Here is a 17,759-nt window from a genome sequence, read left to right as displayed (position 1 = left end):
TCTAAATAGGAAATTGAAAAAGTAAAATTTTAGACATTAGTTTTTTTAGTATCTATTTTCTTATTTTTTTAGTTATTTTTGCCCCGAGTATTAGATTTTTTATAAAATACTCTCTGAGTATGAAAAGGCTAGACCACTCTTGTGTAATCAGATTAGTAAACTTAAATCTAAATGATTCTGTTTACATATTCGATTTGAACGAATCTTTTTTAGAGTTTAAAGGCTATGTAGGGGATATATCAAAAATGAATGTCAGAGTTGAGGTGTGTGTAAAAAAACACGTCAATACTGTAAAGATGTATATAAATTTAAAGGGAGAATTAGGAGTTCCGTGTGATATTTCTCAAGAGCATTTTCTTCTTCCTGTACAAAATGATATGGAATTTTTAATCAAATTCGGAGATGCTTTCAATGATGATTATCAAGATATGATCGTAGTGCCTCACAACGTACACGCATTAGATATATCTCAATATATATACGAACTAATAGTGCTTTCTTTACCTATGAAAAGAGTTCATCCTAAAATTAAGAATTACACCGAAGATTTTTATTCTTCACAAGAAGATTTTGAAAGTAAAAAAGTTGAAATAACAGATCCCCGTTGGGATAAATTAAAAAGAATATTAAACTAAAAAAATTATATAAAAAATGGCACATCCTAAAAGAAAGACCTCTAAACAGAGAAGAGATAAAAGAAGAACTCATTACAAAGCTGAGTCACCTACTTTCGGAATATGTCCTACTACAGGAGAGGCACATTTGTCTCATAGAGCTCACTGGTTTGAAGGTAAATTGTATTACAGGGGTAAGGTAGTCATGACTAAAGACGATGCTGTAGTCTAGATTTCTTTTCTCATTCAGTTATTTAATTATGAAATATTTATCGCCTGTAATCATTGGTATGTTTATGGTTAATTCGTTTATTGCATTGGGGCAGGATTACGATTCTGTAGACTCGAATAAATTACCCTTAAAGAAGTTATCACCTTCTGCTTTGAAGGTTAGGGATTACGTAAAGGCAGATCCTGTAATAGCCCACAGAGGAACTACTTTTTGGGCGCCTGAAGAGACAGAAGCAGCTTTTAGATGGGCTAGAAATATTGGAGCCGATTATATAGAGGTAGATGTGCAGATGACCAAAGATGGTGTCTTATTAGCCTTGCACGATGATAATCTGAATAGAACTACTAATATAAAAGAGGTTTATCCCGATAGAGCTAATTACAATACTAGTAAATTCACTCTTGAGGAATTGAGAAATTTAGATGCGGGATCTTGGTTTAATAAAGAAAAACCTAAAAATGCTAGAAAATCCTTTGTAAATCAAAAAATATCTACCCTTGAGGATGTGTTTATGATAGCTGAAGGGTACAGAATAAAACGAGATGAAAAAGGACTTCCTTTAAAAGATAAAAGAATTGGAAGGGAAGGTCACTACCTGTATGAAAAAGATCCATATGACAATGGCCATAGGCCAGGGGTTTATATGGAAACTAAAGAACCTCAATTATTCAAAGGGATAGAAGAGGTTTTAAAGGCGGAAATTAAAAAAATGGGATGGTTGGTTACAGACAGCCCTAAGGAGATTCCTGTTTTTTCGAATAAGGTTGGTGTAGCTAATACTAATGGCAGAGTGATTTTACAGTCTTTTTCCCGTGAGAGTATAAAAAATTTAGAAAAGTATCTTTCAGGTATACCTAAATGTCTGTTGTTGTGGAAGGATGATATGGTGGGCAAGGGCAGTGCAGATTCTTTTGCGGATAATATAAATTTTTCTGTGGAAAACAACGTTCATATAATGGGAGTTAGCATAGCTGGTGCTCCTAATAATTATGATGATTTATGTGAGCCTTGGATGTGTGAGATGATACATAAGGCTCAAATGTTAGTACATGCTTATTCTTTTGATACTGACGATCAGTTGAAAAGATACAATGGAGATTATTATTATACAGACAATCAAAGTAGATTTGAAAATAAATCTCGTAAGCCTAAAAAAAATCTCAAACTAATTCCCAAGAGGAGTATGTTCATAGACGGTATTTTTACCAACTTATCCGACCAGTCTCTTATATACTATAATAGACTGAATACTAATGATAAAACTGCTATAAATGTTCTCAATGAGCTAGGGTATTGAGTTTATCTTATCAATTGAATTAAGGAATTATTTATTTTTAAATTATATTGAGTAATATTTTTCCCTAGCTATATGTAAATAAACTATCACTGTTTTAGTTTTTTAGTGAAAATTATGGCCATTTGTTTTTTTAAAAAACTCAACCTGGATTATTTATAGTCATATTAAAATAGATTAGACGTGATATTTTTTCCTTATTTTTTTTGTTAACCCAGATTATTCACAGTCGTATGATTTTTTTGGATAGAATCTATCGCTTTATCCAGTATTTATAAGTAGTCACTAATGAACTCAGAGTTATAAATGGTATATTTTTATTCCTCATTTTTGGGCTATATCTAAAGTGGTTATTTTTGGTTGAAACCCTCTAAAAATAACACTTTATATTCAAATTGAAATACAAACCATGAATAATCTAGGTTAATTACCCTAAGTAATTATTAATCGAACTAAGTATAAAGGGATTAAAAAAGCAGAATTAAAATTTAGATTACATACTTTAGCACACAATCTTCGAAAAAGGTTAGTATGAAAAAACAACTTTCTTTTAAAAAGAAACTAAAATGTAGGGCTAAATACCAAAAATAAAAAAAAACGCCTCATTTCATTAATGAGACGGCTTACTCTTAGATTAAAGTTGAAATAATAATTCTATTAGTTCTAACTAGTTTTGTTTAGTTACAGTTACAGTATATGTTTTAATAAAGGTTGTATCACTAGAATTTTTTACTGTATACGTAGCGCTCCCACTAGTGAAAGTTTGCTCAGTCCCACTAGCAGGCTCAATAGTACTAGTACCGCTATCTCCCAATTCAATTGTAGGAGTTAGCTGTATTGCTGTTAAGTCTTCCGTAACCGTACTAGGAAGCACTAGTTTTATAGTATTATTAGCATGATCAATTGTCCCGTCAACATCAGCAGTTATACTTGTATTAGTACCACCACTAGTATCTGTTTTAAAGTCAAACTTACTAATATAAGGCCCCTTAACTGCTTCTACGGTATATTCTGAGGTAGAACCTAGAGTAGTTGTTAGAGTAATTTTACTATTCCCAGCAGTAATATCTTCTGAAATTTTACTAGCAGGAGTTAAAGTAGCTCCTGTACTGGCGGTCTCAGTATAACTTAACTCTGTTAAATCAAAAGCATGTTCATTATTCTTTGGAAATTTTAACATTATCTTCCCACCTTTTCCATCACTAGCACTAGGATGCGTAAATTCAGCACTTACCTCATTTTGAATACCTTTACCAGAATTAGCGTTTATTTTAAAGCTTGTCAACTTTGGCGCTGCTTCTTTAGTTAAATTAACTGTATAGGTTTTATTAAATCCAGATAAATCCTTATTTGCAACTGTAATAGTTGCAGAATAAGTAGAAGCAGAACCTGTAAAACTTATATCTACAGGATTAGAAGTATCAATATTTTCACTAGTAATAGTAGCTTTTTTTAATTCTGTTACATTAACTGTATTAGCAACTGTAATTGTTATAGTTCCATTTTCTGATATCCCATTTTGAGTAATAGTCGAAGCAGTATATTCAGTTGGACTATCTGGAAAACTAGCTCCTGAATTTGCAGTTTTAGTAAACTTAAACTCCGTTATGGCAGGCTCTTTATAAACTCTCACATTATACACCTTCCTCCCTCCAGCAGCATCCACTGCACTGTATTCTTTAGGAGTACTGTGAGAATTCTCGAAATTATTAGAAGCATTAGCTACTTCAGTACCAGTTGCCCCTTTATACACGCTAAAGCCAGAAGTAGAAGTTCCTGTAACAGTTGGAGTTAATACATCTAAACTTGCATTATGAGGAACTTTAAGAATTATCTCTCCTGGTGTGTCTCCAGTATTATTAGTAATCTCACCTATTATATCAGTACTACCAAGATTTTTACTCCCGTTGGAAGCAGTAGTAAATTTAAACTCAGATATAGTAGGTTCTACTTCTTTAGTTACAGTTACAGCGTAATCGCTTGTAGTTCCATCTTGAGCAGTAACTGTATAAGTTTTTTGACTACTAAAATTTTGTTCTGTATTAGCATCTACTCCTCCTGTTTTAAGTGTAACTGTAGAGCCATTATTTCCTAATACTTCAGGAGTTAAAGCCGTGACAACTGCATTGTAAGGAACTTTTACAGTTACTGTTTTAGCATCATGATCTATAATTCCTGTTACATCTTGAACAATTTTTCCAGTGCTATTACTACCAGTTTTAAACTTAAAAGATTTCATCTTAGAATTCGACGACTTTACAATTACACTATATTGTTTGGTAGTACCATTTTCAGCTGTTACAATATATGTTTTCGCTTGACCATATGTAAATGTAGTAGGCGCTTTAGATGCTGGCTCTACTTTAGAACCAGTAAATACTATTTCAGGACTAAGACTCACAGTAGAATTATCTTCTCCATCTAATACGATTGTATATTCACTTCCATTGCTTGTCGGAGTTACTATCATATCTTGTGTAATCTTTGAATTACCATTATGATCTTCTGTTAATATTTTAAAGGATGTGATCTGCGCCGCTGTACTTAATGCTCCTATAGTCACTTTATACTTTCTAGTAGTACCATCTTGAGCAGTTACAGTATAATCTACAGCTGTACCACGCGTGAAACTCTGCTCTATTTGATTTGCTGGACTTACTTTAGCATTATTATCACTAAGTTCTATAGTAGGCTTTAGACCTGTTAGTGTAACACCATTTGGAATTTTAACACTTACATCAACATCCCTATCTCCAGTAGAAGTTATAGTTTCTGATGGATAATCCGTACTACTACCAAAATTCTTATCAGTATTTTGAGAATTCTCAAATTTAAAAGTACTTATAACCTTTTCATTAGACAAACTTTTAGCAACAGATACTGTATACTCTCTTGTTTGACCGTCTTCAGCAGTTATTATGTAAACCTGACTATTATTAGTGCTATAATCATGAGTAGCAACACCTGGACTTATAGTAGCTCTTTCATGCTTAGTTATGGTAGGAATTAAAGCTGTTATGGTTGCTGCAGTAGACACTTTTACTGATATTGTTTCAGTACCAGTATTAGTGTTATTATTACTAATTACAACATCACTAGCTCTAGCCCCAGCAGTATCAACAGAAGACCTAGTTAATTTCAACCCAGTATTATCGCTATCACTCTTTGTAAACTTAAACTCAGAAATTCTATTATTAGAAGATAAGTCTTTGACATATTTTACCGCATAAACCTTTGTTTTTCCATCTGCAGCAGTCACTGTATAATTTACTGTAGTTGTAGTAATGTTGGTGCTGGCAGAATCAGTAGTTTCAGTAGTAGTAGAATCTCCTGAAGTAATACTAGCCCCTGTATGAACTATTGTAGGAGTTAAACCATCTAAAGTAGCAGCATCAGACACGTGTAATGTTATAGTAGAAGGATCAGTATCAGTAGATTCAGTAATAACGCCTACTCTATCTGCGAAAATCCTAGTTTCATTTTTAGATTTTTCTAATTTAAAACTACTAATAGAACAATCACTAGCTAAAGCTTTAGTTATGATTACTGTATACTCTTTAGTAAAATCTGTAGCTGAAGAATTAGAAGATGTTACTGTATACTGAACATTAGAACTAAAATCTGTCTGAGTAGAAGGAGTGAACTCAGATTTAGTGTTCTCTCCCACTGCGATTGTAGAAGTTAAATTAGATAAAATGACACCACTAGGAACTGTTACAGTTATAGTGCCAGCAGTATGATCTATATTCCCTGTTACTTCAGTAGTTATACCGATATTAGTACTCCCACTGGTAGCAGCAAATTTAAAAGTGTCAATAAAAGGCCCTTTAACTGCTTCAACAGTGTAAACTCTTTGAGAACCTGTGTCAGTTTTTGTTAAAGTAAATTCTTTACTTTGAATACTTTCGGTTATTGTGCCAGCGATTGGATCTACAGTAAAACCTTCAGGAACATTGATAATAGATGTTAATCCTTCTAAACTAATAGCAGTCCCTGTATAAGGTATTTTTAATACAATCTTACCTGTAGCAGTGTCAGTGTCATCAGTTATAACAGCACCTACATCAGTTTTAATGCCTTTGCTAGTATTAGCTTGTATAGTAAAATTTGATAAAACTGGCGCTGATTCTTTAGTTATATATACAGTATATTCTTGACTTTTTTCTCCTTTTGTTAAAGTAAATATCTTTTTATAACGTTTAGAAGAAGATCCCTCAGAAGACGCTTCAGAAGCTTCCTCAGTAGACTCTCCAGAAGGTTTTTCAACAAGTTCAAAATCAGTTTCTTCTCCACTAGCAGGAGATATGCTAACCCCTTCACATGGGGTTATATTAAACTTTAAGCCTCTTAATTCAGCCGAACTAGGAACTGTTAGCGATATAGTATAATTCTCAGCATCTATATCACATTTTATATCAGAACCTAAATTTTTTTGGTCATTTTCAGAATCCAGCAAGGCAAATGAATCTATACATACACCTAAATCATCTTGGTAAACCTTATTTTTCTCACAGGAGAAAATAATTACCGATAACAACACAAAAGAGAAAATAATACTCTTTATAAAATAATTTTTCTTAAACATAATTTTAATAATATAATTGGTTAAAAAAACAAGAATCCTCTAAATACCACAGTATTCAAAGTCCTAGCCATAAGACTTATCCTACTCTCTACCTCAAAAGACAGAGAACCAAATATCTTAGCTAAGATAGTAGTAATTATTTAGTTGCGGTTCCTTTTTAATAGTCATGATATTCTTTAAACAGAAAGAAGCTGTCTCAAAACCAGGGCAGCTTCTTCTTTTTTTGTTTAAAAGTGTAGTTTTTTACCTATTAGTTTGTATCTTGCTAACTGATTGATAATCAAATAGTATGAATACAAATTTCAGGGACTACAACCAACAACAAAATTGGCTTTTTCCGCCTAGTATCGAAGAATTGATTCCTGCAGATCATCCTGTGCGAGTTGTCAATGGTGTGATTGAACAACTAAACCTCAATTTGTTGATTTCTGAGTACAGTAAAGAAGGTAAACCAAGCTACCATCCTAAGATGATGCTAAAAGTAATGGTATATGCCTACATGGATAACACCTATTCTTCAAGAAAAATTGAGAAAGCAATGCGTGAAAACATCATTTATATGTGGCTTTCAGCTCAACAGGTAGTAGATCACAATACCATTGCTCGATTCCGTAGTAAAAAACTCAAGACCATTTTTAAAGATATTTTCAAACAAGTGGTCTTGTTATTGGCAGATGAAGGCTTGTTAACACTCAAGGAAGTCTTTACAGATGGGACTAAAATTGAATCCATGGCTGGACGTTATACTTTTGTTTGGGGTAATGCAATCAAGACTCGTAAAGAAAAAATGTCCGAGCAGCTGGAAAATATGTGGCAGTATGCTCAGAGTATCGCAGATGAAGAAGATATAGATCCTACCGCTCAAGACTTTAGTAAGATCGACAAAGAGAAAGTAGAAAAGACCGCTACTAAAATCAATAAGATACTCAAAGGTAATACCAAAGCAAGCAGTAAGGCCAAAGCCAAGGCTCGCTATATGGAAAAGAATTTTCCAATCAATCTTGAAAAGTATCAACAACAAGAACAAATACTATCAGGTCGTAACAGTTATAGTAAAACGGATCTTGACGCTACCTTTATACGCATGAAAGAAGATCATATGCTCAATGGTCAATTAAAGCCAGGGTATAATGTTCAAATCAGTACAGAATCTCAGTTTATCATACACTACAGTCTACATCAGAATACCAATGACATCCATACACTAAAACCTCATTTACAGTCTTACGAAAAACTATATCAATCACTTCCAAAATACCTTAGTGCTGATGCTGGTTATGGGAGTGAAGAAAATTACCAATACCTAGAAGATGTTGAAATAAGTGGTTATGTTAAGTATAACACTTTTGATAAAGAGCAACGGACTTATAAATCTAATCGAAAGAAAAACTCTAATGTTGACTTTCATAGAGATAATCTTCATTATAATGAACAAGAAGATTACTATGTGTGTCCTATGGTCCAAAGAATGGATAAAATCTATAAACGAAAGAATACTACAAAATCAGGTTACAATCAGACTTCCAGCGTATATCAAGCACAAAATTGTCAAGGTTGTTCACTACGAGGGCTTTGTCATAAATCAAAGTACAATAGAAAGATAGAACGTAATCATCATCTTGAAAGGCACAAGAATATAATGCGTAATAGGCTCAAGAGTAATGAAGGTCAAAATAGACGTAAAAAAAGAACATCAGATGTAGAACCTGTCTTCGGACATATCAAATCAAACCGAAACTTCAAGAGATTTACACATAAAGGGATTAAAAAAGCAGAATTAGAATTTGGATTACATGCTTTGGCACACAATCTTCGAAAAAAGGTCTCATAAAAAGAACCTTCCTTTTAAAAGGAAAGTAAAATGTAATGCTAAATACCAAAAATTAAAAAAGCCTCATTTCATTAATGAGACGGCTTCTTTTGTTTATTTGATTCAAGCTTTAGTTTCGATGATTGTGTGTAAGTGAGCTATCAAAATTTGAATATTGACTTAAGTTGTTAAATTTGCTCGGTATTTTTTTGAAAAAATAACGGTTTAAATGAAATATTTTATTTGGTTGCTACTCTTGTGTCTGTCTTATTCTGTGATAGGTCAAAATAAAAAGATATCTCTACTCGAAGCGCAGGAGTACGCTCTGAAGAATAATCGAAATAATCAGAGGGTCTCTATGGATATAGAGGCAGCATATGAAAAAAGATGGGAAAATATAGCCATGGGATTACCACGTGTAGAAGGTAATGCATCTTATAGTAATTTCCTAGAACGTCCCGCTACTTTGATGCCTAAAAGCGCTTTTGATCAAACTGAGAATATAATAAATATCAATAAAAAATATTTTGATCTACAATTAATGAAGGAATACACCAAACCCGAAGGAGAATTTATAGAGATGAAATTTGGAACAGATCAAACCTTAAGAGCTGGGGTAGTTGTTTCTCAGTTGATATTCGATGGCTCTTATATAGTGGGTTTGATGTCTTCAGAGGTTTATATACAGACTTTTAAAAACATCAAAAAAAAGACAGAGATAGAAATCAAAGCCGTAATTGCTAACTCATACGCAGGAGTTTTGATATCCGAAGAGAATCTACTTATCCTAAATAAGAATAAAGAGATAGCACAAAATAATGTGGAGGAATCCGAGAAGATGTTAAAAAATGGATTTTTAGAAAAGCAGGATTTAGATCAAATGAGATTGGTGCTATCTAATATAAATAGTCAGATAAGATATGCCCAAAGACAAGTAGAGGTATCTTATAATATGTTGAAATTTAATATGGGAATGCCCATTGAAGAAGATCTATCACTGAGCGAGGATATATACAAAATAACAGACTTACCTTTTCCTTTAGAGTTATTTTCCAAAGAGAATGATTACGATCATACATCTAATAATATAGATATTGAGATATCAGAAAATACAATTAGAGCTAATAAACTTCTAATGAATCTAGAGCAGATGAAGTATTTACCAAGTATACAAGCTTCGTACAGTTACGATCTAACAGCTAATAACAATGATTTCAAATTCTTTTCATCCGATCAGAAATGGCTAGGATCTTCCTTTATAGGGATATCTATGAAGATACCTATTTTCAATAGTTTTAAGACTAGCTCTTTGGTACAACAAGCGAGAATAGCTTTTGATAAATCTAAAAACCAACATGAAGAATTAAAAGAAAAATTAAAATTAGATTTTGAAAATACCAAAAGTGAATATCTATTATCTGTAGATCAATCTAATATCTCCTTAGAGAATGTAAAATTAGCAGAAGAGATATTAAAAAATGAACAAACTAAATTTTTAAACGGACTTAGTAGCAGTATGAGTTTCTCTAAGGTTCAGAATCAGATGTACGATGCTCAAAGAGAGTATTTGCAATCTCTGTATAAATTATTTCAATCAAAGACAGAATTAAATAAGATTTTAAACTTATAGGATGTACAATAAAAATATCATAACCATTTGGATTTTTGTAATATTCTCATCTTGTGCCAATAAGAGAGAGGTAAAACCCAAAGAATCGGCTATACCTAAAAAAACGGCAGCGACAGTATTTATGGCTGAAAAATCTAATTTTGAACACTATATAAGTATTCAAGCTAATGCCGAATCTGATCAAGATATTTTGATATATCCAGAGTCTTCTGGTAAAATACAATCTCTAAATGTAAGGGAAGGACAAAAGGTCAAAAAATCAGACTTTTTGCTGAAGATAAAATCTGATGTGTTACAATCTTCTATAAAAGAATTAAAGGCTAATCTAAATATGGCTACCATTTTATTCAAAAAGCAATCTGCATTGTGGAAAAAGAAAATAGGGACTGAAATGCAGTATTTGAAAGCCAAGACAGATAAAAATTCTTTAGAAAATAGATTACAAAGCCTCTATGATCAATTAGATATGATGACCATATCATCTCCTTTCAATGGGGTAGTAGACGAGATTTTAGTTAAAAAGTCTCAGGTTATATCCCCACAAAACCCAGTCATGAGAGTTATAAATTTAGACGAGATATATTTCAAAGCTCAGATTCCTGAGATATACATCAATAAAGTAAAAATAGGTAATCGAGTATCTATAGACATCCCTGGGGTGGAAAAGCCTGTTAAGGCGAAGATAAAATGGGTTTCAAATTATATCAATCCATCGAATAGAACATTTTTAGTGAGAGTAGATGTGAATAATAATTCGGAAAATATAAAGATAAATTCTTCTGTTATTTTGAATATAAATACTGTTTCTCTAGAGGATGTAATAAGCTTACCCAGCCATATTATAAGGCAAGATTTTCAAGGTGAGAACTATGTTTTTGTAGTTCAGGAAAATGGTAAAGTGCAAAAGAGAGGGGTTGAGGTATCTTTAAATTACAAAGACAAATTAGTCATAGAAGAGGGGATAGAACAAGGGGAAATAATAGTTGATAAAGGTTCTCATCAATTAAACGAAGGTGATGAAATAGAAATAATCAAATAACAAAACAGATAGAATAATGGTCGAGGATAAAAAAAAGCAGAAACAATTTTGGCTGACTCGTTTATCTCTAAGTAACAGAACCACCGTTGTAGTACTGACTATTTTAATTTTTATAACTGGATACAACTCTTATATGGGTATGCCTAGGGAGGGCTTTCCAGAAATAGTCATGCCAGAGATTTATATAGGTACTGCTTATCCAGGCAATGGGCCAGCAGACATAGAGAAGTTAATAACCATACCTTTAGAGCGTGAGATAAATACCATATCTGGAATAGATGATATAAGTTCTACTTCTGTTGAGGGGTTTTCTAATATCAGTGTAAAATTTATGACTGGAATAAGTCCGAGTGAAGCTCTTAGAAAGGTTAAGGATAAGGTAGATATAGTAAAATCTAAAAACAGTTTTCCAAAGGATTTACCTTCTGAGCCGAATATTTTTGAGTTGAATTTATCGGAGCTACTACCCATAATGAATCTAAATCTAACTGGAGATTTTTCGGTTCAAGAGCTAGAAGTTTTTGCAGAATATCTAAAAGATGAAATAAGTAATCTGAGAGAGATATCTAGTGTAGACATAGGAGGAATTCAAGAAAAAGAAGTAGAGATAAGCATAGATAAACACAAGATGGAATCTATGAATGTTAGTTTCGGTGAGATAGAGAATTCTGTAAAAGCTGAGAATATTACCATTTCTGGAGGTGCTATGCTCACTGATAACATTAAGCGAACCGTTAGGGTAATAGGAGAATTTAGAGACACTAAAGACATAGCTAATGTAATAGTTCGCAATAAAAATGGGAATGCTGTCTTTTTAAAAGATATAGCTCGGGTAGAATTTAAAGAAAAAGAGATAGAAAAATATGCCAGATATTTTAAAAACCCAGTGGTAGTAATAGATATAAAGAAGAAATCTGGAGAAAATTTAATTTCTGCATCTAAAAAAATAGATGAAATCATAAAAAAGGCTTACGAGACATACTTGCCTTCTAAGCTGGAGATTATTAGAACTAACGATCAATCGGAAAATATAGATAAGTCTACCTCTTCTTTGGAAAACAATATTATTTCTGGCATGCTCTTAGTGATATTTGTGTTGATGTTTTTTTTAGGGTTGAGAAATGCACTATTTATAGGGATAGCTATTCCTTTGTCTATGTTGCTCTCTTTTATGATCCTGTCTTTTTTAGGTGTCACTCTAAATACCATGGTGTTATTCGCACTTGTACTGTCATTGGGAATGCTAGTAGATAACGGCATAGTAGTAGTAGAGAATATATATAGGCTAATGGACGAGCGAGCATCTAATTTGGATGCTGCCAATAGAGGTGTAGGTGAGGTGGCCATGCCCATTATAGCTTCTACTTTAACTACTCTTGCTGCCTTTATTCCCTTGGCCATATGGCCTGGTATTATGGGGGAATTTATGAAGTATTTACCTATAACTATCATAATTGTATTGTGTTCTTCTCTTATTGTAGCCTTGGTAATAAACCCAGTATTTACATCTATGTTTATGAAAGTAGAAGAAAAGGTTATAGATCAAAAAAAAGCCATTAAAAAAGCTGTGATTTTCTCGTTATTTGGAATATCCTCATTAGTGCTCGGATTATTTGTATTTGATAGTGAATTAATAGTTTTAATAGGTAATGTATCTATATTGATATCTATTGTTTTGTCAACTTTTAAGTATTTGAATACATGCACAGAGAATTTTAAAAACACTTTTTTGCCCTTTGTCGAGAGTAAATACGAAAGTATATTGAGATTTTGTCTCAAGGGTAATAATGCCAAGAAATCCCTAATAGGTTCAATACTTATATTGGCATTATCTGTTTTTATTTTTATTGTCTTTACGCCTAAAGTTTTATTTTTTCCAAAAAACGAACCTAATATATGTTATGTGTATATAGAAAATGAAGTGGGAACAGATATAGAAATCACAAATGATATCACAAAAAGAATAGAGCAGAAAATTATAGATTTCTTAAAAAAATATGAAGATAAGAAGAGTGGAGAGAATTTTATGGTCAAGTCTATCATATCTAAGGTAGGAGAGGGGGCAAATGATTTGGATAAAGATAAGTCTCAAAGTATAGTATCTCACAGGGCTAAGATAATTATAAATTTTCAAGACTATAATCTACGACGTGGTATTAGCAGTTCTTCAGTTATGACAGAGATACACGATGTAATCGGCATGGTTCCTGGAACCAGTGTCTTTGTAAAAAAGGATTCTGTTGGCCCCCCAACAGGGGCTCCAATAAGCGTAGCGGTAGAGGGTGATGACTATAAAGAAATTTTGGATTTTTCCAATAAGTTAAAAGACTTCATAAATAAATTAAATATACCTGGTGTAGAAAATTTAGTTTTAGATATAGATAAATCCAAACCTGATATGCAGATCTATATAGATAGAGAAAAAGCACAAAAATTAGGATTACATATTTTTAAGATAGGAGATAATATTAGATCTTCTCTATATGGGAAGAAAATATCCGTATTTAAGAAGGGAGATGAAGAGTACGATATAAATATGCGTTTCTCTAAAAAATACAGATATGATCAAGCTTCAATATTAGATCAAAAGATATCTTTCGAACAAGGGGGGAGGAACATACAAGTTCCTATCTCTACAGTAGCAGAGGTCAAAAAGAAGAGTGATTACACATCTATAAAGAGGAATAATCTAAAGAAAGTGATCACTATAACTTCTAGTGTATTGGAAAGTTATAATGCAAATGATATTGTAAAACAGATAAAAAATCATATAAAAGATATAGATAAACCCAAAGGTATAAGCATACGTTTTACAGGGGAACAGAAAAAACAAGAAGAACAGATGGAGTTTTTAAGTAAGTCTTTGCTCATAGCTATTTCTATTATTTTTCTAATTATAGTTGCTCAGTTTAACTCTTTTTTCATCCCTTTGATTATAGTCATTTCTGTGATTCTAAGTCTTATAGGGGTGTTGTTAGGGTTGGTGTTATTTCAGATGGATTTTGTCATAATAATGACCATGATAGGTATTATATCTTTAGCTGGTGTAGTTGTAAATAATGCCATCGTATTGGTCGATTATACCAATTTGACATTGAGTAGAAAGTGTCAAGAGATGGGAATACACCAAAATATGCCTTTTAGTGTTATATACGATAGTGTTATAGAATCTGGAAAGAAAAGACTTCGTCCTGTTTTGTTGACGGCCATAACCACAATTATTGGTCTAATACCTCTTGCCGTGGGTATGAATATAGATTTTTTCGGTCTTTTTACTAAATACGAACCCGATGTATATGTGGGAGGTGATAATACTCTATTTTGGGGACCTATGGCTTGGACGATTATATTTGGTCTTAGTTTTGCTACTTTTTTAACTTTAGTGATAGTCCCAGCTATGTATTTGATATATCAAAGAATTAGTTTGTCAAGGACTAATTTATAGATGTTATATCTTGATTTGAAGGTTTATTCAACTGTTTGAATGTCTTTACTCAAGAGATTTTGAGTATCGAATTTAAAGTTGTTTTTAGTCTGATATGTTTAAATGTTTTTTCATTTAAAATTAAAGTTAATTATAAATTAAATGTATAAATTTGCAGCTAATATTATTCGTTTATAGGTATCACTATAAAGATGAGAAAATCAGATTTGATATCAAATATTTGCAGCAACACTGGTATGGAAAAAAGAGAAGTATCTGTGGTTGTGGAAAGTTTTATGTCGGAGATAAAAGATTCTTTAGCGGGGGGGGATAACGTTTATCTAAGAGGGTTTGGAAGTTTTGTAATTAAACAAAGAGCCGAAAAGTTAGCTAGAAATATTAGTAAAAATACAACGATTATAGTTCCTCAACGTAGTGTTCCAGTATTCAAAGCGAGTAAAGAATTTAAAGATATTGTTAAAAATACAAGTAAAAAATAAAGTAAATGCCAAGCGGAAAAAAACGAAAGAGACATAAGATTTCTACACACAAGCGTAAAAAGAGAATGAAGAAAAATAGACACAAGAAGAAATAAATTACTTAGGGGTCGATATTAACTACACAATATAGTATTTATTGTGTAGTTTTTCAATTCTGTGAGTGACGTATTCTGTGTCTTTTGTATCATGAGATTAAAAATAAAGTGGGAGTAGATCTTATTCTAAAAGGAAATTCGGAGAAAGTTAACATAGCTCTGTTAGAGGACGGTAGATTGATAGAACTTCATGTAGAAGATTCAAAAAAAGAGTTTTCTGTTGGAGATATATACATAGGGAGAGTTAAGAAATTATTACCTAGCCTCAATGCTGCTTTCGTAAATATCGGAACTAAAAAAGATGCCTTTATTCATTATCAAGAAGTAGGTAGGGAGATAGATGCTTACGCTGAGTTTTATACTAATATCAAGGAAGGCAAAGAAAACCCATATCCTATATTAGAAAAAAGCTCTGCTTCGGTGCCAGAGGGTAATATTTCCGATGTCCTTGAACAAGGACAAGATATTTTGGTGCAAATAGTAAAAGAACCCATATCTACCAAGGGAGCCAGATTGACTGCTGAATTATTAATAGCTGGCAGGTATTTGATATTAGTGCCATTTTCAAATAAGGTTTCTATATCGCAAAAAATCAAGAGTTCTTCTGAAAGAAAAAGGTTGAAAAAACTATTACTAAGTATAAAACCTAAAGATTTTGGTATTATTGTTAGAACCTTTGCAAAGGACAAAAAAGTTTCAGATCTAGATACGGATTTAAACAGTCTGGTTAGAAAATGGGACAAATTAACTCAAAATATCAGAGAAAAAACTGCTCCTTCTAATGTGATGAAGGAATTAGATAAGGCGTCGGTTATATTAAGGGACATATTTAGTGATAATTTTGACAAAATAATTTCCGACGATAAAGAATTATGCAGAGAGATAGATGAACATTTAAAAATAATAGCTCCTGATAAGAAGAATATTGTAAAATATTTTAACTCTTCTGTTCCCATTTTCGAAAAATTTGGCGTAGAAAGACAAATCAAAACTTCTTTTGGAAAAACAGTTTCCCTAACAAAAGGTGTATATCTAGTAATAGAGCATACTGAAGCTATGCATATAATAGATGTCAATAGTGGAAATAGAATCAAATTTGAAGAGGACGATAGAGAGCAAGGGATCTTAGATATAAATCTCATAGCGGCTTCTGAGATTGCAAGGCAGTTAAAGCTAAGAGATATGGGAGGAATTATAATTATAGATTTCATAGATATGAAATCAAAAGAAAATAGAGATAGTCTATTCAGTTTCTTTAGTGAAGAAATGAAAAAGGACAGGGCAAAGCATAAGATACTTCCTATAACAAAATTTGGCCTTATGCAAATCACTCGTCAAAGGGTGAGATCTGAGATGAATATAAATATATCTGATTCATCTAACGCAAGAGAAATAGAAACACCAATAGTATTGATAGATCACATCTATGATAACTTAAGAAATGTTATTCTTTACAAGAAGCACAAGGGAATTATCAATATAAACGTACACCCATTTATAGCATCTTATATAAAGAGCGGATTCTTCTCGCTAAGAATGAAATGGATTTTAGATTTAAAGAGGATCATCAAAATAATACCTATGTATTCTTATGACGTTACTCAGTATACCATTTCTGATAAAAATGGGGTTGAAATAACTATATAATAAGATTCAAAGAGGACACTATCACTTTATCCAGTATTTATAAGTAGTCATTGATGAATTCAGGATTATAAATGGTATATTTTTATTCCTCATTTTTGGGCTATATATAAAGTAGTTATTTTTGGTTGAAACCCTTTAAAAATAACACTTTATATTCAAATTGAAATACAAACCATGAATAATCTGGGTTGATCAAGTTGGTCGTGTAAATAATTTTCCTGATTTCTACGGAAAATTCATAAAAAGCAGATAATTTCTCCCAGTTATCTCGCCAGCTTTTAACAGCATAGGAATACTTAGATTCCCATGTCTTTGCAAAAAGACATTTAGGGCTGGCCTCAGCTGGATTGTTTTGTAGGGGAATTGTATATTTATTTCATGTCATTAAAAAACATCTTTTTATCCTTCCATACTACGTATCTGCTCGAATTCCTGATTGGGTGATACTACACATATTTGTGTTGTGGATTCAAGAAATCCATTTTTTACAGTTTGTGTAAAGCCATTTAAATTATCCGTAGCTGTGATAAGTATATCCTCAACTCCTCTAGCCTTTAAATCTGTTAATACGCTCATCCAAAAAAGGCAGATGATCCATTCTTCCCTAACCATAAGCTCTAGGTTTAGGGATTAACATAGGATTAAAAGAAGAATCTCTATCTCTTGGAACTTTAATCTTGCTCTCTCCTAATGATGTCCTAACATTCTTTGTAGAATAGCCATTGTAGAAATTTGTATTCTTAGACTGCTCATATTTAGAATAATCCAAATGTGAATCTAATTCCTTCTAGAATCTTTTCAATACCACGTCTGTGAATATCTTTTAGAAATGATAGCAGATCTTCTCCTGTCTTGAATTGCTTTAAGAATTCATCTTTTAATAAATCTT

At 32.2% G+C, this 17,759-nt stretch carries 10 protein-coding genes and 1 pseudogene; 9 read left to right on the top strand and 2 right to left on the bottom strand.

The window, feature by feature from the left end:
* The first annotated feature begins 119 nt into the window (after window positions 1-119).
* Genes JBKA6_RS06010 through JBKA6_RS06000 form a run of 3 tightly spaced genes read left to right on the top strand, consistent with a single transcriptional unit; the run spans window position 120 to window position 2,143 of the window.
* The gene (locus JBKA6_RS06010) at window positions 120-635 is read left to right on the top strand and encodes a YceD family protein (RefSeq protein ID WP_096686833.1); all 516 of its coding nucleotides are present in this window, start codon (window positions 120-122) and stop codon (window positions 633-635) included.
* Window positions 636-651: 16 nt separating this feature from the next.
* A complete protein-coding gene (rpmF, locus tag JBKA6_RS06005; protein ID WP_096686831.1) occupies window positions 652-846 on the top strand; it encodes a 50S ribosomal protein L32 in 195 nt (64 codons plus the stop codon).
* Between the two features lie 28 nt (window positions 847-874).
* Window positions 875-2,143, top strand: coding sequence for a glycerophosphodiester phosphodiesterase family protein (locus JBKA6_RS06000; RefSeq protein WP_096686829.1), 1,269 nt, complete (start codon window positions 875-877; stop codon window positions 2,141-2,143).
* A gap of 664 nt (window positions 2,144-2,807) precedes the next feature.
* Here the strand turns inward: JBKA6_RS06000 and JBKA6_RS05995 are convergent.
* Entirely contained in the window at window positions 2,808-6,725 is a 3,918-nt protein-coding gene (locus JBKA6_RS05995) for a DUF5018 domain-containing protein (RefSeq protein ID WP_096686827.1), read from the bottom strand.
* 289 nt (window positions 6,726-7,014) lie between these two features.
* Here JBKA6_RS05995 and JBKA6_RS05990 point away from each other — a divergent pair, with 289 nt between their 5' ends.
* The 6 genes from JBKA6_RS05990 (at window position 7,015) to JBKA6_RS05965 (ending at window position 16,870) form a co-directional block, all read left to right on the top strand.
* Complete coding sequence (locus JBKA6_RS05990) at window positions 7,015-8,556, top strand: IS1182 family transposase (RefSeq protein ID WP_096686825.1); 1,542 nt, start codon at window positions 7,015-7,017, stop codon at window positions 8,554-8,556.
* Window positions 8,557-8,764: 208 nt separating this feature from the next.
* A complete protein-coding gene (locus JBKA6_RS05985; protein ID WP_096686823.1) occupies window positions 8,765-10,165 on the top strand; it encodes a TolC family protein in 1,401 nt (466 codons plus the stop codon).
* Window position 10,166: 1 nt separating this feature from the next.
* Window positions 10,167-11,204, top strand: a complete 1,038-nt coding sequence (locus JBKA6_RS05980; protein ID WP_096686820.1) for an efflux RND transporter periplasmic adaptor subunit — start codon at window positions 10,167-10,169, stop codon at window positions 11,202-11,204.
* 16 nt (window positions 11,205-11,220) lie between these two features.
* Window positions 11,221-14,649 carry an efflux RND transporter permease subunit gene (locus JBKA6_RS05975; protein WP_197703101.1) on the top strand — a complete coding sequence of 1,143 codons (3,429 nt, stop codon included), beginning with the start codon at window positions 11,221-11,223 and terminating at the stop codon, window positions 14,647-14,649.
* A 191-nt stretch (window positions 14,650-14,840) separates the two neighbouring features.
* Window positions 14,841-15,128, top strand: a complete 288-nt coding sequence (locus JBKA6_RS05970; protein ID WP_096686816.1) for an HU family DNA-binding protein — start codon at window positions 14,841-14,843, stop codon at window positions 15,126-15,128.
* A 203-nt stretch (window positions 15,129-15,331) separates the two neighbouring features.
* Window positions 15,332-16,870, top strand: coding sequence for an Rne/Rng family ribonuclease (locus tag JBKA6_RS05965; protein WP_096686814.1), 1,539 nt, complete (start codon window positions 15,332-15,334; stop codon window positions 16,868-16,870).
* Between the two features lie 190 nt (window positions 16,871-17,060).
* Here the strand turns inward: JBKA6_RS05965 and JBKA6_RS07840 are convergent.
* Window positions 17,061-17,709, bottom strand: a pseudogene (locus tag JBKA6_RS07840) (transposase); the annotation flags it as partial.
* Window positions 17,710-17,759: the final 50 nt, after the last annotated feature.

The sequence above is a fragment of the Ichthyobacterium seriolicida genome (assembly GCF_002369955.1).
Lineage (GTDB): Bacteria > Bacteroidota > Bacteroidia > Flavobacteriales > Ichthyobacteriaceae > Ichthyobacterium > Ichthyobacterium seriolicida.
The sequence above is the reverse complement of the archived record's forward strand: the minus strand, read 5'-3'. Positions and strand labels throughout refer to the sequence as shown.

Bases quoted from the DNA above. Each gene is read 5' to 3' on its own strand.
- JBKA6_RS06000 (WP_096686829.1), top strand. From the start codon at position 875: ATGAAATATTTATCGCCTGTAATCATTGGTATGTTTATGGTTAATTCG.
- JBKA6_RS05990 (WP_096686825.1), top strand. From the start codon at position 7,015: ATGAATACAAATTTCAGGGACTACAACCAACAACAAAATTGGCTTTTT.
- JBKA6_RS05995 (WP_096686827.1), bottom strand. From the start codon at position 6,725: ATGTTTAAGAAAAATTATTTTATAAAGAGTATTATTTTCTCTTTTGTG.
- JBKA6_RS06010 (WP_096686833.1), top strand. From the start codon at position 120: ATGAAAAGGCTAGACCACTCTTGTGTAATCAGATTAGTAAACTTAAAT.
- JBKA6_RS05985 (WP_096686823.1), top strand. From the start codon at position 8,765: ATGAAATATTTTATTTGGTTGCTACTCTTGTGTCTGTCTTATTCTGTG.
- JBKA6_RS05975 (WP_197703101.1), top strand. From the start codon at position 11,221: ATGGTCGAGGATAAAAAAAAGCAGAAACAATTTTGGCTGACTCGTTTA.
- JBKA6_RS05970 (WP_096686816.1), top strand. From the start codon at position 14,841: ATGAGAAAATCAGATTTGATATCAAATATTTGCAGCAACACTGGTATG.
- JBKA6_RS05980 (WP_096686820.1), top strand. From the start codon at position 10,167: ATGTACAATAAAAATATCATAACCATTTGGATTTTTGTAATATTCTCA.
- rpmF (WP_096686831.1), top strand. From the start codon at position 652: ATGGCACATCCTAAAAGAAAGACCTCTAAACAGAGAAGAGATAAAAGA.